Here is a 17,896-nt window from a genome sequence, read left to right on the forward strand (position 1 = left end):
ATGTCTACGCACCCCGCCCCCGCCCTCGGCGATCTCGCCGCCCGCCTGTCCGAGCTGTCCCTGCGCGACGCGCACCGGCTCGGGCGCAGGCTCGAAGGCGCGCGCAAGATCCGCAAGCCCGAGGCCCGCTCCGCCGTGTTCGCCGAGATCGAGGCGGAGGTCGCCAAGGGCGAGGTCCGCATGGCCGAGCGCCGTGCCCGCGTGCCCGCCATCACCTATCCCGAGCAGCTTCCGGTCAGCCAGAAGAAGGACGTGATCGCGGAGGCCATCCGTGATCATCAGGTCGTGATCGTCGCCGGTGAGACCGGCTCCGGCAAGACCACCCAGATCCCGAAGATCTGCATGGAGCTGGGCCGTGGCGTGCGCGGGATGATCGGGCACACCCAGCCCCGCCGTATCGCCGCCCGTACGGTGGCGGAGCGTGTCGCGGACGAGCTGGACACACCGCTCGGCGAGGCCGTCGGCTGGAAGGTCCGCTTCACCGACCAGGTGAACCCGGACGCCACCTTCGTCAAGCTCATGACGGACGGCATCCTGCTCGCCGAGATCCAGACGGACCGCGAGCTGCGCGCGTACGACACGATCATCATCGACGAGGCCCACGAGCGGTCCCTCAACATCGACTTCCTGCTCGGCTACCTCGCCCAGCTCCTGCCCAAGCGGCCCGACCTCAAGGTCGTCATCACCTCGGCGACCATCGACCCGGAGCGTTTCTCCCGGCACTTCGGCGACGCCCCGATCGTCGAGGTCAGCGGCCGGACGTATCCGGTCGAGGTGCGCTACCGCCCGCTCCTGGAGGAGGACTCCGAGGACGCGGACCGCGACCAGATCACCGCGATCTGCGACGCCGTCGAGGAGCTCCAGGCCGAGGGCAAGGGCGACATCCTCGTCTTCCTCTCCGGCGAGCGCGAGATCCGCGACACGGCCGACGCCATCACCAAGAAGAACTACCGCTTCACCGAAGTGCTGCCGCTGTACGCACGGCTCTCGCACGCCGAGCAGCACCGCGTGTTCCAGCCGCACACCGGGCGCAGGATCGTTCTGGCGACCAACGTCGCCGAGACCTCCCTGACCGTCCCGGGCATCAAGTACGTGATCGACCCGGGCACCGCACGCATCTCGCGGTACAGCCACCGCACGAAGGTGCAGCGGCTGCCCATCGAGCCGGTCTCGCAGGCCAGCGCCAACCAGCGCAAGGGCCGCTGCGGCCGTACGTCCGACGGCATCTGCGTCCGGCTGTACTCCGAGGACGACTTCCTCGCCCGGCCGGAGTTCACCGACGCCGAGATCCTCCGTACGAACCTCGCCTCCGTCATCCTCCAGATGACCGCGGCCGGCCTCGGCGACATCGAGAAGTTCCCCTTCATCGACCCGCCGGACCACCGCAACATCCGCGACGGCGTCCAGCTCCTCCAGGAGCTGAACGCGCTGGACCCGACGGAGAAGGACGTACGCAAGCGGCTCACGGAAACCGGCCGCAAGCTCGCCCAGCTCCCCGTCGACCCCCGGCTCGCCCGGATGGTCCTGGAGGCCGACAAGAACGGCTGCGCGCGCGAGGTCATGGTGATCGCGGCCGCGCTCTCCATCCAGGACCCGCGCGAGCGGCCCTCCGAGAAGCAGGCGCAGGCGGACCAGCAGCACGCCCGCTTCAAGGACGAGACCTCCGACTTCCTGGCCTTCCTCAACCTGTGGCGCTACATCCGCGAGCAGCAGAAGGAGCGGGGCTCCTCCGCGTTCCGCCGGATGTGCAAGCAGGAGTACCTGAACTTCCTGCGCATCCGTGAGTGGCAGGACATCTACAGCCAGCTCCGCACCGTCGCCAAGCAGATGGGCATCCACCTGAACGAGGAGGACGCTCCCGAGCAGAGCGTCCATGTGTCCCTGCTCGCCGGTCTGCTCTCGCACATCGGCATGAAGGACGTGAAGGAGACCGGCGCCGAGAGCGGCAGGAGCACGGGGAAGAACGAGTACCTGGGCGCGCGCAGCGCCAAGTTCGCGATCTTCCCGGGCTCGGCGCTGTTCAAGAAGCCCCCGCGTTTCGTGATGTCCGCCGAACTCGTCGAGACCTCACGGCTCTGGGCACGCGTCAACGCCCGTATCGAGCCGGAGTGGGTGGAACCGCTGGCCGGCCATCTCCTCAAGCGGACGTACAGCGAACCGCACTGGGAGAAGGACCAGGCCGCGGTGATGGCGTACGAGAAGGTCACGCTGTACGGCGTACCGCTCGTCGCGCAGCGGAAGGTGAACTACGGCCGGATCGATCCCGAGGCCAGCCGCGAGCTGTTCATCCGCAACGCCCTCGTCGAGGGCGACTGGCGTACGCACCACAAGTTCTTCTCGGACAACCGCAAGCTGCTCACCGAGGTCGAGGAGCTGGAGCACCGGGCCCGTCGCCGCGACATCCTGGTCGACGACGAGACCCTGTACGACTTCTACGACCAGCGGGTGCCCGAACACGTCGTGTCCGGGGCGCACTTCGACTCCTGGTGGAAGCACAAGCGGCACGAGGAGCCCGAACTCCTCGACTTCGAACGCTCGATGCTCATCAACGAGCGGGCCGGGGACGTCTCGAAGGACGACTACCCCGACTCCTGGCTCCAGGGGCGGCTGAAGTTCCGGGTGACCTACCAGTTCGAGCCGGGCGCGGACGCGGACGGCGTGACCGTCCACATCCCGCTCCAGGTGCTGAACCAGGTCACGGACGACGGCTTCGAGTGGCAGATCCCGGGACTGCGGGAGGAAGTGGTGACGGAGCTGATCCGTTCGCTCCCGAAGCCGATCCGGCGGAACTACGTCCCCGCCCCGAACTTCGCCCAGAAGTTCCTGGAGCGGGCGGTACCGCTCCAGGAGCCGCTGACCACGACCATGGCGCGCGAGCTCAAGCGCATGGTCGGCGTGCCGCTGACGGCCGACGACTTCGACTGGTCGCGGCTGCCCGAGCATCTGAGGATCACCTTCCGGATCGTCGACGAGCGGCGCCGCAAGCTCGCCGAGGACAAGGACCTGGAAGCCCTCAAGCTCCGGTTGAAGCCGAAGGCGCGCCAGGCGATCTCACAGGCCGCCGCGGCGACGGCGGAACGCGAGGGCGGGGAGTCCCTCGAACGCTCGGGACTGACGGACTGGACGATCGGCTCGCTCCGGCGGGTCTTCGAGACGCGCCGGGCCGGCCAGCCGGTGAAGGCGTACCCGGCGCTCGTCGACGACGGTCCCGCGGCGAACACCGTCTCCGTGCGGCTCTTCGACACGGAGGCCGAGCAGGCCGAGGCCATGTGGAAGGGCACCCGCCGGCTGATCCTGCGGAACATCCCGGTGAATCCGGGCAAGTTCGCCTCGGACAAGTTCACCAACGCCCAGAAGCTCGCCCTGTCGGCGAACCCGCACGGCTCGGTGCAGGCGCTCTTCGACGACTGCGCGACGGCGGCGGCGGACAAACTGATCGCGGACTTCGGCGGTCCGGTGTGGGACGAGGAGTCCTACCGGAAGCTGTACGACAAGGTGCGCGCCGAGATCGTCGACACGACCGTGCGCACGGTCGGGCAGGTGCAGCAGGTGCTCGCCGCCTGGCAGGCCTGTGAGCGCCGTCTGAAGGGCGTCAGGAGCCCGACCCTGCTCGCGAACCTGACGGACGTACGGAAGCAGCTCGACGCCCTCGTGAAGCCCGGTTTCGTCACCGCGACGGGACTGCGGCGGCTGCCGGACCTGATGCGCTATCTGGTCGCCGCTGACCGCCGTCTCCAGCAGATGCCGACCGGCGCCCAGCGGGACACCAGCCGCATGGAGAAGGTCCACGAGATGCAGGACGAGTACGCCTGGCTCCTGGAACAGCTCCCTCAGGGCCGTCCGGTGCCCTCGTCGGTCCTGGACATCCGCTGGATGATCGAGGAGCTCCGGGTCAGCTATTTCGCCCACGCGCTCGGCACGGCGTACCCGGTCTCCGACAAGCGGATCGTGAAGGCGATCGACGCCGCCGCGCCGTGACGGAGCCCGCACGGGTGGTGAGTTCGACCCTGGCGCCGAGCTCATGTACAGTCTCATTTCGCAGCACAGCGCAAGAACAAGTCGCTGCGAATCAAGGTCCTGTGGAGCAGTTTGGAGTGCTCGCCACCCTGTCAAGGTGGAGGCCGCGGGTTCAAATCCCGTCAGGACCGCATTGAGAAAAGGCCCGGAGCTTCGGCTCCGGGCCTTTTCGCGTGTCCGCACCCGCCCGGGCCGACTGTTCGCGTGCGCGCACCCGTCCTTGTACGGCCTTCAGGGCCTCCGGAACCGCCTCCGCGGCCCGTTCCCGTCCCTTGACGGCGTCACATTCCGCCGGTACCCCGGAATCCAGGGCCACTCGCCCTGCCGGCCCTCTGGAGGTGCGTATGGCGGTGTCCGCTCGGCACGAGACCCGGGCTCTGCTCCGAGCCCACCTGGCGGCGGCCTCCGGGTACCGCCATCTGACGCGGCACTGTCCGATCTGCCATCAGCTCGCCCGGCTGGCCATGGAAGCCGCCCCGAACGACGAGCAGGACCCCGAGAGCTCCCCCGAGGACGAGAGCTCCTCGCCGGCGTGACCCGGGGCCGCCTCCGCGCCCCTCGCCGCCCCTGCGCGACCAGGGGTGACGCGCCCCCTCACGAGCCCAACTCCCCTAGCGCAGAAGGCTCTCGGGGGACAAGGACTGTGGCATGTGACGGGAGTCACCGCATATGTTTTCAGAAGTGTGGAACTTACCCCCCTCCTACAACCAGTCAATTTAATATGTGCAATTGCACCACTGATCGAGGGGTTCCACAGCCGATCCGACACCCGCCCCCAGACTCCGACAAGGCCGCTCACAGGCCGCCCGCCGGGGCCGGTGGAACGCACAAAAAAAATCGCGCTGGACCCGGCGGAGTCCAGCGCGATCTACGACGCACCCTGTTCATGTGGCAAAAACGCTTGGGCGTGAGCTCTGTTGGGGCAGAACCCGCGTCGCTTGGAGCTGTGGTGTGGACGCCTCGACGGGTTGGGGGATCCGTCGACTTGTCCGGTTATGCGGTGACTCAGGCTTCGCTGCGCTGCTGCGGGATACCCGCGAGCAGTGCGCGGACCTCAGCCTCGCGGTAACGACGGTGTCCTCCGAGCGTGCGGATGGACGTGAGCTTGCCGGCCTTCGCCCACCGCGTGACCGTCTTGGGGTCGACGCGGAACATCGTGGCGACCTCAGCGGGGGTCAGCAGCGGCTCGGCATCAGGGGTGCGAGCGGTCATGAGCGGCCTCCTCGGGAGAACCGAACCTTCTCGGTTCTTTCCTCTAAATTCTGCACCTTGACCCGCGTTGCCCGAAATGGCGGACGCGAGTCGAGTCGGTTATAGGACGAACGGCTTGTCCTCGGCACTACAACTACACCATCCGTCCAGCCGCGTCGGCCAAACCGATGGAATTGCCCTCCCAGGTGTTCATCAGCGACGGAAGCCGATGGACCATGCCATAGCGGACAGTCACGCCACTGTGACGATCAGTCACAGGGCGATCAGGAGTCACCAGACGTCCTAAAAGCGTGCAATGCCGAGATTCCCCCCCAAAAGCGGGCGGAGGGAGCCCTCCCCCGGGCTCCTTGTCCTATTTTGACACGAGGAGGGGGAAGCGATGCAAGAGCCGGGTAAGTGCCGTCCGTCACGCTTGACACTCGTTGACGCATAAGCCCGGATCGGGGCCTACGTCCTGGACGTGAGGGTTCTTCAGCGTGTGAGGACCATACGCGAGTTCGACCCCAAACCTGTGAGAGCCAGATCACAACCGGAGGGGGTGACTTCAGTTCGCCGAGCGCCGGTCCCTGACCGACCGCCAGCGCTCCACCAGCCGGCCGTACGCCTCACCCGCCGTCGCCCCGTCCCCGGTGCGCAGCGCCTCGACGCCCTCGGCCACGTCCGCCGCGGAGTGGTCGCCCTCCAGTTGGCCCGCCGGCAGCGTGTGAACGAGCCCGCCGTAGTCCAGCTCGACCAGCGAACGCGGATGGAACTCCTCCAGCCAGCGGCCGACGTCCACCAGGCCCTCGATGAGCGGCCCTTCGTCGAGCGCGTCCCGGAGTGTCCGCAGGGCCCGGGCCGTTCGCCGCCGCGCCTGCACCATCGGCGTCCGGTACCGCAGCAGCGGCGCGGCTCCGGCCGGGCCCGTCCCCTTCTCGTACTCCCGCTCCTCGTCCGTGACGAGCACGAACCAGTTCAGCGGCACCTGCCAGGTCGAGGTGCGGATCCACGGGCGGGCGTCGGGGTTGCGCGCCAGCCAGCGCTCGTAGTCGAGGGCGGCCTGACGGCGCACCAGCGGCGGCAGCACCGCGTCCAGGACCGACGCGGGGAGCTCCTCGCCCAGTTCGTCCAGGGCCTGCCAGCCGCGCAGCCGGGTGCGCCAGGGGCAGACGCACACCACCCCGTCGACCTCGGCGACGAACGCGTCACCGCTCTCGTGCACCGGGACGGGGACCGGCGGGGTGGGCAGCAGATCGGCCAGCGAGCGGCGCAGTTCGTCCTGATAGGAGGGGCGCTCGGCGCGCTGGGCGTAGCGCGTCCAGTGGGCGCGCTCCGACTCGGGGAACGCGGCCAGTGGCTCGTACACCCGCAAGTACGACGTGTACGGGACGATCACCGCGGACACCTTGGGCACGCCTGCTCCCTCCCCCGCCGAGCACCGGGAAAACCAGCGAGAACCGATCGGAACCTGAAGAGAAATCTATGCAAATCGAACCATGGCCGTGCCCCGCCCGTAGGTGATCCTGACCACTGCGCCGAGGGCGGGTCGGCACAGGCTCTAGTCTCATTCCCACGGAGCCCGCCATCCGCACGGGCCCCGCACCCAACCGCCGCTTTTTACCTGGGAGTCACCACAGTGACCGACGTAACCGGCGCGCCTGCTGATGTACTGCACACCCTGTTCCACTCGGATCAGGGGGGTCATGAGCAAGTCGTGCTCTGCCAGGACCGCGCCAGCGGCCTCAAGGCCGTCATCGCCCTCCACTCCACCGCCCTGGGCCCCGCCCTCGGCGGCACGCGCTTCTACCCGTACGCGAGCGAGCAGGAGGCCGTCGCCGACGCCCTCAACCTCGCGCGCGGGATGTCGTACAAGAACGCCCTGGCCGGGCTCGACCACGGCGGCGGCAAGGCCGTCATCATCGGCGACCCCGAGCAGATCAAGTCCGAGGAGCTGCTCCTCGCCTACGGCCGGTTCGTCGCCTCGCTCGGCGGCCGGTACGTCACCGCGTGCGACGTCGGCACCTATGTCGCCGACATGGACGTCGTGGCGCGCGAGTGCCGGTGGACGACCGGACGCTCCCCGGAGAACGGCGGCGCGGGCGACTCGTCGGTCCTGACCGCCTTCGGTGTCTTCCAGGGCATGCGGGCCTCCGCTCAGCACCTGTGGGGCGACCCGACGCTGCGCGGCCGCAAGGTCGGCGTGGCCGGCGTCGGCAAGGTGGGCCACCACCTGGTCGACCACCTGCGCGAGGACGGCGCCGAGGTCGTGATCACGGACGTGCGGGCCGAGTCCGTGCGGCGGATCCTGGACCGGCACCCCTCCGGCGTCACGGCCGTCGCGGACACCGAGACGCTCATCCGCACCGAGGGCCTCGACATCTACGCGCCCTGCGCGCTGGGCGGCGCGCTCGACGACGACACCGTGCCGGTGCTCACGGCCCGGATCGTCTGTGGCGCGGCCAACAACCAGCTCGCGCACCCGGGCGTGGAGAAGGACCTCGCGGACCGCGGGATCCTGTACGCGCCCGACTACGTGGTGAACGCGGGCGGTGTCATCCAGGTCGCCGACGAGCTCCACGGCTTCGACTTCGACCGGTGCAAGGCGAAGGCCACGAAGATCTTCGACACCACGCTGGCCATATTCGCACGTGCGAAGCAGGACGGGATCCCGCCGGCCGCGGCGGCCGACCGGATCGCCGAGCAGCGGATGGCGGAGGCGCGCCGCCACTGACCCCTTCCGGGGCCATCGGCGCTTGTCAGGGACCCGTCGACGGGCAGTTGGGAGAGAACTCTCACGTCTGTCGGCGGGTCGGGCGCCAAGAAGAGGTTAAAATCGCGGTTGACCAGCGAGGACAGGGCACCTCGCTGGGGCTGGGCGAAGGCGCGTGCTGCGGGCGACGTACCGTATGGGCGCGGGCTCAGGTACCGTGGAAGCCCTACGGACCGGTCTCTCCACGGAGAGTCCGTTCCAGATCATGAACGCGTGTCAAGACTCTGAGGCCGTCGAGCCTCGTATCCGAGGGGGTCGAGCCATGGGGCGCGGCCGGGCAAAGGCCAAGCAGACGAAGGTCGCCCGCCAGCTGAAGTACAGCAGCGGCGGGACTGACCTCTCGCGTCTGGCCAATGAGCTGGGCGCTTCGACTTCGAACCAGCCGCCGAATGGCGAGCCGTTCGAGGACGACGACGAGGAAGACGACCCGTACGCACAGTACGCGGATCTCTACAACGACGACGACGAGGACGAGGACGACCAGTCCGGTCCCCAGTCGCAACGTCGCGGCGCTTGACGCAACAGCGTCCCTCGCAGTTTCCGCGATCTCTTCTGGTGGCGGATCTCCTGGCGTGGGTTCCTGGCAGATCCCGCCTGGCGGTTTTCTCGTAGCGACTGCACTTCACCCGGTCCGGGGCTTCAACGCCGGACCGGGTTTCGTGCTGCTCCGGGAGCTTCGGCCCGCGTGACCGCGGGCCTCGGCTCCCGTCACACCCGCTTCAGCTCGCGTAGTCGCCGACGAGCGCCGCGCCCGTCGTGTGGTCCCCGCGCTCGGTGATCTCACCGGCGACCCAGGCCTCCACGCCGCGGTCCGCAAGGACGGCGAGGGCGACCTCGGCGGACTCCTCGGGCACGATCGCCATCATGCCGACGCCCATGTTCAGCGTCTTCTCCAGCTCCAGACGCTCGACACCGCCGGTCCTGCCGACCAGGTCGAACACCGGCGCCGGGGTCCACGTGCCACGGTCGACGATCGCGTGCAGACCGTCCGGGATCACCCGCGCCAGGTTGGCCGCCAGACCGCCGCCGGTGATGTGGCTGAACGCGTGCACCTCGGCGCTCTTCGTCAGCGTCAGGCAGTCCAGCGAGTAGATCTTGGTGGGCTCCAGGAGCTCCTCGCCGAGCGTGCGGCCGAAGTCCTCGATGTGCTGGTCCAGGCGCAGGTTCGCCCGGTCGAAGAGCACGTGCCGGACGAGCGAGTACCCGTTCGAGTGAAGACCGGAGGCCGCCATGGCGATCACCGCGTCACCCGTACGGATGCGATCCGGGCCGAGCAGCTCGGCGGCCTCGACGACGCCGGTGCCGGCACCCGCCACGTCGAAGTCGTCCGGGCCCAGCAGACCGGGGTGCTCGGCCGTCTCGCCGCCCACCAGGGCGCAGCCCGCGAGGACACAGCCCTCGGCGATGCCCTTCACGATGGCCGCGACGCGCTCCGGGTGGACCTTGCCCACACAGATGTAGTCGGTCATGAAGAGCGGCTCCGCGCCGCACACCACGATGTCGTCCATGACCATCGCCACGAGGTCGTGGCCGATGGTGTCGTACACGCCGAGCTGCCGGGCGATGTCGACCTTGGTGCCCACACCGTCGGTGGCGGAGGCGAGCAGCGGCCGCTCGAAACGCTTGAGGGCGGAGGCGTCGAAGAGACCGGCGAAGCCGCCGAGGCCGCCGAGGACCTCGGGGCGCTGCGTCTTCTTCACCCACTCCTTCATGAGCTCGACGGCGCGGTCGCCCGCCTCGATGTCGACTCCGGCGGCCGCGTAGGACGCGCCGGAAGCAGTGCCCGTCGACGAAGTCGACTGATCGGATACAGCAGACATTGCCTGGGATCTTTCGGTTGGTGAAACGGGGCTCTGCGGCGCTACGGGCGACGGATGGCGTCAGCCGCGGCCGTGGCTGCGGGACCCGCGGCGAGCTCGGTCTCCAGGAGCTGCTTGCCGAGCAGTTCGGGGTCGGGAAGCTCCATCGGGTACACGCCGTCGAAGCAGGCGCGGCACAGATTCGGCTTGTCGATCGTCGTGGCCTCGATCATCCCGTCGAGGGAGATGTACGACAGCGAGTCGGCGCCGAGCGAGGTGCCGATCTCCTCGATGGTCATGCCGTTCGCGATCAGCTCGGCGCGGGTCGCGAAGTCGATGCCGAAGAAGCAGGGCCACTTCACGGGCGGGGAGGAGATCCGGATGTGGACCTCGGCCGCCCCCGCCTCGCGGAGCATCCGCACCAGGGCGCGCTGGGTGTTGCCGCGCACGATCGAGTCGTCGACGACGACCAGACGCTTGCCCTTGATTACTTCCTTGAGCGGATTCAGCTTCAGGCGGATTCCGAGCTGGCGGATCGTCTGCGAGGGCTGGATGAAGGTCCGGCCGACATAGGCGTTCTTGACCAGGCCGGCTCCGAAGGGGATGCCGGAGGCCTCCGCGTAACCGATCGCGGCGGGCGTCCCGGACTCCGGGGTCGCTATCACCAGGTCGGCGTCGACAGGCGCTTCCTTGGCGAGTTTGCGGCCCATCTCGACACGCGAGAGGTACACGTTCCGGCCGGCGATGTCCGTGTCGGGACGGGCCAGGTAGACGTACTCGAAGACACAGCCCTTGGGCTTCGCTTCCGCGAATCGCGAGGTCCGCAGACCGTTCTCGTCGATGGCGACGAACTCGCCCGGCTCGATCTCGCGCACATAGCTGGCGCCGCAGATGTCGAGGGCCGCGGACTCGGAGGCCACCACCCAGCCGCGCTCCAGGCGGCCGAGGACCAGCGGGCGGATGCCCTGCGGGTCGCGGGCGGCGTACAGGGTGTGCTCGTTCATGAAGACGAGCGAGAAGGCGCCCTTGACCTGGGGGAGGATCTTGGCGGAAGCCTCTTCTATGGTCAGCGGCTTGCCGTCGTCGTCGACCTGGGCCGCGAGGAGCGCGGTGAGCAGGTCGGTGTCGTTGGTGGCCGCCACGCGAGTGGTGCGGCCTTCCTGCTTGGGCAGGTCGGCGACCATCTCGGCGAGCTGCGCCGTGTTGACGAGGTTGCCGTTGTGGCCGAGCGCGATGGAACCGTGCGCGGTGGCACGGAACGTCGGCTGGGCGTTCTCCCACACGGAGGCACCGGTGGTCGAGTAGCGGGCGTGACCGACCGCGATATGACCCTGGAGCGAACCGAGAGAGGTCTCGTCGAAGACCTGGGACACGAGGCCCATGTCCTTGAAGACGAGGATCTGGGAGCCGTTGCTGACCGCGATTCCCGCGGATTCCTGACCCCGATGCTGGAGGGCGTAGAGCCCGAAGTAAGTGAGCTTGGCGACCTCTTCGCCCGGAGCCCAGACACCGAAGACGCCGCAAGCGTCCTGGGGGCCTTTCTCACCGGGGAGCAGATCATGATTGAGTCGACCGTCACCACGTGGCACGGCACCGAGTGTAGGCGAGATCGACCACTGGTCCGAATTGGGGATGAGGGCCCCGAGTGGATCACTCGTCGGCCACCGCGCTGACGACTGTGCCGTTTGTGCTGGTCAGCGCGATGGATCGATGATCCAATTCATAGGCGACCTTGCCGTCGAAGACTCCCAGGAGCGTCTTCTCGGTCCTCATGAGTGAGTCTTGGCACATCATGCGGGTCGTCCGGGCCCGGCCGAGGGTGATATGTCCGTCGCCGACGGTGGCCCGGCCCGACGCGTGGTTGCAGCCGAGACGGCCCTCGAAGGTGCCGTCCTCGCGCAGGACGAAGTACGCGTTCGCCCCCTTCGGGAGCGGCTGGGAGGTATCGCCGTCCCCCAGTGCCGTGACCTTCCACCTCGTCCCCCGCAGCGGGGCGTCCTTCTCCCGGGTGAGACCGATCCGGTCGCCGTTGTCGGCGGTGAGCGTGAGCCGGCCGCCGGCGGCCTTCGCCGTGAGCGGGCCCCGGTCCGCGAAGGCGCGGCTCAGACTCCGTTCGAAGTCCATCGGGCCCTTCGCGCAGGCCATGTCCGTCGTCCGGAGTTCGCCGAAGTCGGCCCGGTCACCCGTGAAGGTGACCTTCGAGCCGAATCCGTTGCAGCCGAGGTTGCCGTCGGCGCGACCGTCGGCGCCGATCCGCAGGTACGCCCCCGAGGGCGCCCGCGTGGTCCTCCCGTCCGCGGTGAGGCTGTCGACGGTCCAGTGGACGCCGGTCAGCGGCGCGGTCTCCGTCCGGGCGGAGCCGTTCCCCGCCTGGGTGCCGCCGCACGCGGCGGCGAGGGGCAGCAGGGTCAGGACTGCGAGGGTCGTTCGCTGCTTGTCCATGCCGATGTGACGGGAGGGTCGGGCGGGCGGTTCCCGCCCGGGGTGCCGAGCCGGTCGGCGGAGCCGGTTCGCGGAGACCGGTCGGCGGAGCCGGTTCGCGGAGACCGGGCGGGCCCTTCGCGGGTGGTCCGGGCGCTGCTCCGGGGCCGCTCGCGAACGGGGTGCTGGACGGGGTGCGGGACGGTTAACCCATCAGGGGGAGCAGGCCGCCGAGGTCGGCGCGCTCGCCGCTCGCGCTGACCTTCGCCTCGTCCAGCGCCGCCTTCCACTCCGCGCGCCCGGTGGCGAGGCGGATCCAGGTCAGCGGGTCGGTCTCGACGACGTTCGGCGGGGTGCCACGGGTGTGCCGGGGCCCTTCCACGCACTGCACTACGGCGTACGGCGGGATCCTGACCTCGGTCGACGCGCCGGGGGCCTTCACGGCGAGGGTGTCGGCGAGCAGCCGGGTGCAGGCGGCGAGGGCCTGGCGGTCGAAGGGGATGTCCGTACCGGCGGCGCGGTTCAGGTCGTCGGTGTGGACGACGAGTTCGACGGTACGGGTGACGAGGAAGTCGGCGAGGGTCATCGCCCCGGCGGGCACGCCGAGGAGCCGGTCGCCGGGGGCCGTGGCCAGGTGCTCGGTGATGCGGGCGCCGACGGCGGCGTAGAGCGCGTCGAGGTCGGGGTGGGCGTCGGCGAGCGCGCGCGTGCCGTCGGCGATGGCCCCGGCGCGGGAGGCCGTCCCGAACGGCCAGTCCAGCAGCGCGAGTTCCTTCACGGGGGGTGCGGGCAGGCCGAGCTGCCGGCTCACGACGTCGAGGGACATCGTGATGTGCGCGGCCAACTCCCTTACGTTCCAGTCCCCGAGTCCAGCGGGCCGCGCCAACCGCTCGTCGTCCAGGGCGCGTACACCGTCCCGTACGTTCCCGAACTGGGCGAGCACCGCCGCACGGATCCTGGCGGAGTCATAGGTGCGCGCGCGCTTCCGGGCTGTGGTCATACGGGGAGCCTAGTCATCCGGCCCGGATGCGCGGGCCGGAAGACGGCCAAACCGCCGCGCACCTCGCCGTGGCGGACTCCGCGGCGAACTCCTGCCTGGATCGGCCGCCTCGTCGGTCGGCTCGTCGGCCGGCTGATCCGGTCGTCCCGAACTCCGCCCCGCGCCGGGTCGGTCTGACGAGCCGGGCCATCCGCTTCTTCCGGACCGTCCCCCTGCATTCCGCGGCCCCGCCCCGGGAGACCGAGCCCGTCCCGGCGTGACGGCGTGACGGCGGGACGACGGCGGGACGAACACGGCGAAGGCCCCGCCCGTCGGAACGGGCGGGGCCTTCGCGCGAGCGGGCGGACTCCCGCGGAAGCGAAGCGGGCGGGTTACGCCAGCAGCGCCGGGATGGTCCCCTCGTGAGCCGTACGCAGCTCGTCCAGCGGGAGCGCGAACTCGCCCTGGACGTCCACCGCGTCACCGTCGACGACACCGATGCGGGTGACGGGCAGACCCCGGGCACCGCACATGTCGTTGAAGCGCAGCTCCTCCGAACGCGGGACGGCGACGACCGCGCGGCCCGCCGACTCCGAGAACAGGAAGGTGAACGCGTCGAGACCGTCGGGCACGACCAGCCGCGCGCCCTTGCCGCCCTGCAGCGCCGACTCGACGACCGCCTGGACCAGACCGCCGTCGGACAGGTCGTGCGCGGAGTCGATCATGCCGTCGCGGGAGGCCGAGATGAGGATCTCGGCCAGCAGCCGCTCGCGCTCCAGGTCGACCTTCGGGGGCAGACCGCCGAGGTGGTCGTGGACGACCTGCGACCAGGCCGAACCGCCGAACTCCTCGTGGGTGTCACCGAGCAGGTAGAGGAGCTGGCCCTCTTCCTGGAAGGCGACCGGGGTGCGGCGGGCGACGTCGTCGATGACGCCCAGCACGGCCACGACCGGGGTCGGGTGGATGGCGACGTCGCCGGTCTGGTTGTACAGCGAGACGTTGCCGCCGGTCACCGGGGTGCCGAGCTGCTGGCAGGCGTCGGCCAGTCCGCGGATCGCCTCGGCGAACTGCCACATGACGGCCGGGTCCTCGGGCGAGCCGAAGTTCAGGCAGTCGGACACGGCGAGCGGCTTGGCGCCGGTCGTCGCGACGTTGCGGTAGGCCTCGGCGAGGGCGAGCTGCGCGCCCGTGTACGGGTCGAGCTTGGCGTAGCGGCCGTTGCCGTCGGTGGCGATGGCGACGCCGAGCCCGGTCTCCTCGTCGATGCGGATCATGCCCGAGTCCTCGGGCTGCGCCAGCACCGTGTTGCCCTGCACGAAGTGGTCGTACTGGGAGGTGATCCAGGACTTGGAGGCCTGGTTCGGGGAGGAGACCAGCCTGAGGACCTGGTCCTTCAGCTCGTCGCCGGTCGCCGGGCGGGGGAGCTTGTTCGCGTCGTCGGCCTGGAGCGCGTCCTGCCACGACGGGCGGGCATAGGGACGCTCGTAGACCGGGCCGTCGTGCGCGACCGTGCGCGGGTCGACGTCGACGATCTTGCCGCCGTGCCAGAAGATCTCCAGCCGGTCGCCGTCGGTGACCTCACCGATGACGGTGGCGATGACGTCCCACTTGTCGCAGATCTCCAGGAAGCGGTCGACCTTCTCCGGCTCGACGACCGCGCACATGCGTTCCTGCGACTCGCTCATGAGGATCTCCTCGGGCGAGAGCGTGGAGTCGCGCAGCGGTACGTCGTCCAGGGTGACCCGCATACCGCCGGAGCCGTTGGAGGCGAGCTCGCTGGTGGCGCAGGACAGACCGGCCGCGCCGAGGTCCTGGATGCCGACGACCAGCTTCTCGGCGAAGGCCTCCAGGGTGCACTCGATGAGGAGCTTCTCCTGGAAGGGGTCGCCGACCTGGACGGCCGGACGCTTCGACGGCTTGGCGTCGTCGAAGGTCTCCGAGGCGAGGATCGACGCGCCGCCGATGCCGTCGCCGCCCGTGCGGGCCCCGTACAGGATGACCTTGTTGCCGGTGCCGGAGGCCTTCGCGAGGTGGATGTCCTCGTGCCGCATGACGCCGATGGCGCCGGCGTTGACGAGCGGGTTGCCCTGGTAGCAGGCGTCGAAGACGACCTCGCCGCCGATGTTCGGCAGGCCCAGGCAGTTGCCGTAGCCGCCGATGCCGGCGACGACGCCCGGCAGGACGCGCTTGGTGTCGGGGTGGTCGGCCGCGCCGAAGCGCAGCGGGTCGACGACCGCGACCGGACGGGCGCCCATGGCGATGATGTCGCGGACGATGCCGCCGACGCCGGTGGCCGCGCCCTGGTAGGGCTCGACGTACGACGGGTGGTTGTGCGACTCGACCTTGAAGGTGACCGCGTAGCCCTGGCCGACGTCGACGACACCGGCGTTCTCGCCGATGCCGACGAGCAGCGCGTCCGACTGCGGGGCCTTCTCGCCGAACTGGCGGAGGTGGACCTTCGAGGACTTGTACGAGCAGTGCTCGGACCACATGACGGAGTACATGGCGAGCTCGGCGCCGGTGGGCCGGCGGCCGAGGATCTCGACGACCCGCTCGTACTCGTCCTTCTTCAGACCCAGTTCGGCCCAGGGCAGCTCGACGTCGGGGGTCTCGGCCGCGTGCTCGACCGTGTCCAGAGGCGTCCGGCTCATGCGTTGACCAGCTTCTTGAGGATCGAGGTGAAGAAGGGGAGGCCGTCGGTGCGGCCGGAGCCGACGAGGGGCTCGACGGCGTGCTCCGGGTGCGGCATCAGACCGACGACGTTGCCCGCCTCGTTCGTGATGCCGGCGATGTCGCGCAGCGAGCCGTTCGGGTTGAAGTCTTCATAACGGAAGACGACCCGGCCCTCCGCCTCCAGCATGTCGAGCGTGTGCTCGTCGGCGACGTACCGCCCGTCCATGTTCTTCAGCGGGATGTGGATCTCCTGGCCGGCCGTGTAGTCGGCGGTCCAGGCGGTCTCCGCGTTCTCCACCCGCAGCTTCTGGTCGCGGCAGATGAAGTGGAGGTGATTGTTGCCGAGCATCGCGCCGGGCAGGAGGTGCGCCTCGGTGAGGACCTGGAAGCCGTTGCAGATGCCGAGAACCGGCATTCCGGACTTCGCCTGCTCGATGACGGTCTCCATCACCGGCGAGAAGCGCGAGATGGCGCCGGCCCGCAGATAGTCGCCGTACGAGAAACCGCCGGGCAGCACAACGGCGTCGACCTGCTTGAGGTCCTTGTCCTTGTGCCAGAGGGCTACGGGTTCGGCGCCCGCGAGCCTGATCGCGCGCTGCGTGTCGCGGTCGTCCAGACTGCCCGGAAAGGTGACGACTCCAATACGAGCGGTCACTTCCCGGCCTCCGCGACTTCCTCGACCTTGACGGTGAAGTCCTCGATCACGGTGTTGGCGAGGAAGGATTCCGCCAGTTCATGGATGCGGGCGAGCGCGGCGTCGTCCACCGGTCCGTCCACTTCCAGTTCGAATCGCTTTCCCTGACGGACGTCGGAGACACCTTCGAAACCGAGGCGCGGCAGTGCACGCTGCACCGCCTGGCCCTGGGGGTCGAGGATCTCCGGCTTGAGCATGACGTCGACTACGACGCGTGCCACTGGCACTCCCGGTGTGTGGTGCTGAGCAGGTCCCTTCAGACTACCCGTACAAAATTTCTACTCGCGTAGATTCGTAGAATCCTACGTGACCCCGATCACGATCACGCATCGGCCCGGGGGCATGCACGGAAAATCCTGGGAAAAACCGCAGAAGAGCGGCAGGGGGCCATTGCCACCGGACACGCGGAAGGATTTAGTCGGGCTTCACAATGCAATGCCGGGCACTGTACAAATGAATTGGCAATAGCCGATACTTTGCTCGATAACAGCCGGACAGTCGACATCTCCCCGACAACTCCGTGACGTCCGCGCACGTCATGACCGTTGATCGCGAAGGTGTCGCACGAAGGGACCGATATTCGTGGCGCAGCGTGTCGTGGTCACTCTCTTTGACGACATCGACGGCTCGGAAGCGGCGGAGACGATCGCCTTCGGACTCGACGGCAAGTCGTACGAGATCGACCTCAATCCCACCAACGCCGAGGAACTTCGCAAGGCCCTCGAGCCGTACGTCGAGGCCGGCCGCAAGCGGTCGAAGTCCGGGAAGGCCTACACGCACACCGCGTTGACGCCCGACCCCGCCGCGGTCCGCGCCTGGGCGCGCTCCAACAAGATGGACGTCCCGCCGCGCGGCCGGATCCCCAAGAAGGTCTACGAGGCGTTCGCCGAGTCGCACTGAGCCGGCGCCCCGGACCGGCCGGGCGCCCCGCCCGGGGTGCCCGCCGGAGCCCTCCGCGGGCCCCCGGAACAACCGACTTGCGCTGACCCCCGCCCGATCGGCTAGAGTCTGGAACACGCCGAGGGGCAAGGCCGAAAAGCCGGAACCCGAAGGTCGTGCGGGTGTAGTTCAGTAGCAGAACATCCCCCTTCCAGGGGGAAGGCGCAGTGTGCAATTCCTGTCACCCGCTCTGCATCGTTCACCGATCGCTTGCCGATCGGGTAGGGTGGTGCTCGCGCCGATCAGTGGAAGCTGGTCGGAGGCAATGCGGACGTAGCTCAGTTGGTAGAGCGCAACCTTGCCAAGGTTGAGGTCGCCAGTTCGAACCTGGTCGTCCGCTCAGCGAAAGAAAGGCCCCGGTCATCGACCGGGGCCTTTCTCGTATCCCCGTGCGGACCGGCACCCTCGCGACG

The 17,896-nt window shown here is 69.1% G+C and carries 14 protein-coding genes and 3 tRNA genes; 8 read left to right on the forward strand and 9 right to left on the reverse strand.

Features of this window, described 5'->3' with window-relative positions; genetic code table 11:
* From hrpA to ACIQ7M_RS31225, 3 genes are all read left to right on the forward strand, one after another.
* Positions 1 to 3,978, forward strand: coding sequence for an ATP-dependent RNA helicase HrpA (gene hrpA, locus ACIQ7M_RS31215; RefSeq protein ID WP_403650726.1), 3,978 nt, complete (start codon positions 1 to 3; stop codon positions 3,976 to 3,978).
* Positions 3,979 to 4,073: 95 nt separating this feature from the next.
* Positions 4,074 to 4,148 (forward strand) — tRNA-Asp (locus ACIQ7M_RS31220).
* 213 nt (positions 4,149 to 4,361) lie between these two features.
* A complete protein-coding gene (locus ACIQ7M_RS31225; protein WP_355764610.1) occupies positions 4,362 to 4,553 on the forward strand; it encodes a DUF6274 family protein in 192 nt (63 codons plus the stop codon).
* A gap of 469 nt (positions 4,554 to 5,022) precedes the next feature.
* On the opposite strand, the gene bldC is transcribed toward ACIQ7M_RS31225, so the two are convergent.
* The gene (bldC, locus tag ACIQ7M_RS31230) at positions 5,023 to 5,229 is read right to left on the reverse strand and encodes a developmental transcriptional regulator BldC (protein WP_003949541.1); all 207 of its coding nucleotides are present in this window, start codon (positions 5,227 to 5,229) and stop codon (positions 5,023 to 5,025) included.
* 544 nt (positions 5,230 to 5,773) lie between these two features.
* On the reverse strand, positions 5,774 to 6,622 hold the full coding sequence (locus ACIQ7M_RS31235; RefSeq protein ID WP_355764608.1) for a hypothetical protein: 849 nt from the start codon (positions 6,620 to 6,622) through the stop codon (positions 5,774 to 5,776).
* A 222-nt stretch (positions 6,623 to 6,844) separates the two neighbouring features.
* Here ACIQ7M_RS31235 and ACIQ7M_RS31240 point away from each other — a divergent pair, with 222 nt between their 5' ends.
* A complete protein-coding gene (locus tag ACIQ7M_RS31240) occupies positions 6,845 to 7,939 on the forward strand; it encodes a Leu/Phe/Val dehydrogenase (RefSeq protein ID WP_386987875.1) in 1,095 nt (364 codons plus the stop codon).
* A gap of 301 nt (positions 7,940 to 8,240) precedes the next feature.
* The gene (locus ACIQ7M_RS31245) at positions 8,241 to 8,495 is read left to right on the forward strand and encodes a DUF3073 domain-containing protein (protein ID WP_328450774.1); all 255 of its coding nucleotides are present in this window, start codon (positions 8,241 to 8,243) and stop codon (positions 8,493 to 8,495) included.
* A 202-nt stretch (positions 8,496 to 8,697) separates the two neighbouring features.
* Here the strand turns inward: ACIQ7M_RS31245 and purM are convergent, their stop codons facing one another.
* The 7 genes from purM to purS all read right to left on the reverse strand — a co-directional run bounded on the left by purM (position 8,698) and on the right by purS (position 16,765).
* Positions 8,698 to 9,798 carry a phosphoribosylformylglycinamidine cyclo-ligase gene (gene purM / locus ACIQ7M_RS31250; RefSeq protein WP_355764603.1) on the reverse strand — a complete coding sequence of 367 codons (1,101 nt, stop codon included), beginning with the start codon at positions 9,796 to 9,798 and terminating at the stop codon, positions 8,698 to 8,700.
* 41 nt (positions 9,799 to 9,839) lie between these two features.
* Positions 9,840 to 11,366, reverse strand: a complete 1,527-nt coding sequence (purF, locus tag ACIQ7M_RS31255) for an amidophosphoribosyltransferase (RefSeq protein WP_403650729.1) — start codon at positions 11,364 to 11,366, stop codon at positions 9,840 to 9,842.
* Positions 11,367 to 11,427: 61 nt separating this feature from the next.
* Complete coding sequence (locus ACIQ7M_RS31260) at positions 11,428 to 12,219, reverse strand: META domain-containing protein (RefSeq protein WP_403650731.1); 792 nt, start codon at positions 12,217 to 12,219, stop codon at positions 11,428 to 11,430.
* 184 nt (positions 12,220 to 12,403) lie between these two features.
* The gene (locus ACIQ7M_RS31265) at positions 12,404 to 13,198 is read right to left on the reverse strand and encodes a sterol carrier family protein (RefSeq protein WP_403650733.1); all 795 of its coding nucleotides are present in this window, start codon (positions 13,196 to 13,198) and stop codon (positions 12,404 to 12,406) included.
* Positions 13,199 to 13,569: 371 nt separating this feature from the next.
* Positions 13,570 to 15,828, reverse strand: coding sequence for a phosphoribosylformylglycinamidine synthase subunit PurL (purL, locus tag ACIQ7M_RS31270; RefSeq protein ID WP_355764593.1), 2,259 nt, complete (start codon positions 15,826 to 15,828; stop codon positions 13,570 to 13,572).
* Positions 15,825 to 16,505 (reverse strand): phosphoribosylformylglycinamidine synthase subunit PurQ, encoded by a 681-nt coding sequence (purQ, locus tag ACIQ7M_RS31275; RefSeq protein ID WP_386988028.1) that lies wholly within the window; start codon positions 16,503 to 16,505, stop codon positions 15,825 to 15,827. The genes purL and purQ overlap by 4 nt, the downstream gene beginning before the upstream one ends.
* Positions 16,502 to 16,765 (reverse strand): phosphoribosylformylglycinamidine synthase subunit PurS, encoded by a 264-nt coding sequence (gene purS / locus ACIQ7M_RS31280; protein WP_005482678.1) that lies wholly within the window; start codon positions 16,763 to 16,765, stop codon positions 16,502 to 16,504. Before purS ends, purQ begins: the two co-directional genes overlap by 4 nt.
* Positions 16,766 to 17,126: 361 nt before the next feature.
* Between purS and ACIQ7M_RS31285 the strand changes: the two genes are divergently transcribed.
* The 3 genes from ACIQ7M_RS31285 (at position 17,127) to ACIQ7M_RS31295 (ending at position 17,823) form a co-directional block, all read left to right on the forward strand.
* Positions 17,127 to 17,444, forward strand: coding sequence for an Lsr2 family protein (locus ACIQ7M_RS31285; RefSeq protein ID WP_355764587.1), 318 nt, complete (start codon positions 17,127 to 17,129; stop codon positions 17,442 to 17,444).
* A 157-nt stretch (positions 17,445 to 17,601) separates the two neighbouring features.
* Positions 17,602 to 17,673 (forward strand) — tRNA-Gly (locus tag ACIQ7M_RS31290).
* A 77-nt stretch (positions 17,674 to 17,750) separates the two neighbouring features.
* Positions 17,751 to 17,823 (forward strand) — tRNA-Gly (locus tag ACIQ7M_RS31295).
* The last annotated feature ends 73 nt before the right edge of the window (positions 17,824 to 17,896 follow it).

This window comes from Streptomyces sp. NPDC096324 (assembly GCF_044763015.1).
In the GTDB taxonomy this organism is placed as follows: domain Bacteria; phylum Actinomycetota; class Actinomycetes; order Streptomycetales; family Streptomycetaceae; genus Streptomyces.

Excerpts from the sequence above, each read along its gene's own strand:
- ACIQ7M_RS31225 (WP_355764610.1), top strand. The coding sequence starts at position 4,362 with ATGGCGGTGTCCGCTCGGCACGAGACCCGGGCTCTGCTCCGAGCCCAC.
- bldC (WP_003949541.1), bottom strand. The coding sequence starts at position 5,229 with ATGACCGCTCGCACCCCTGATGCCGAGCCGCTGCTGACCCCCGCTGAG.
- purM (WP_355764603.1), bottom strand. The coding sequence starts at position 9,798 with ATGTCTGCTGTATCCGATCAGTCGACTTCGTCGACGGGCACTGCTTCC.
- ACIQ7M_RS31265 (WP_403650733.1), bottom strand. The coding sequence starts at position 13,198 with ATGACCACAGCCCGGAAGCGCGCGCGCACCTATGACTCCGCCAGGATC.
- purL (WP_355764593.1), bottom strand. The coding sequence starts at position 15,828 with ATGAGCCGGACGCCTCTGGACACGGTCGAGCACGCGGCCGAGACCCCC.
- ACIQ7M_RS31260 (WP_403650731.1), bottom strand. The coding sequence starts at position 12,219 with ATGGACAAGCAGCGAACGACCCTCGCAGTCCTGACCCTGCTGCCCCTC.
- hrpA (WP_403650726.1), top strand. The coding sequence starts at position 1 with ATGTCTACGCACCCCGCCCCCGCCCTCGGCGATCTCGCCGCCCGCCTG.
- ACIQ7M_RS31245 (WP_328450774.1), top strand. The coding sequence starts at position 8,241 with ATGGGGCGCGGCCGGGCAAAGGCCAAGCAGACGAAGGTCGCCCGCCAG.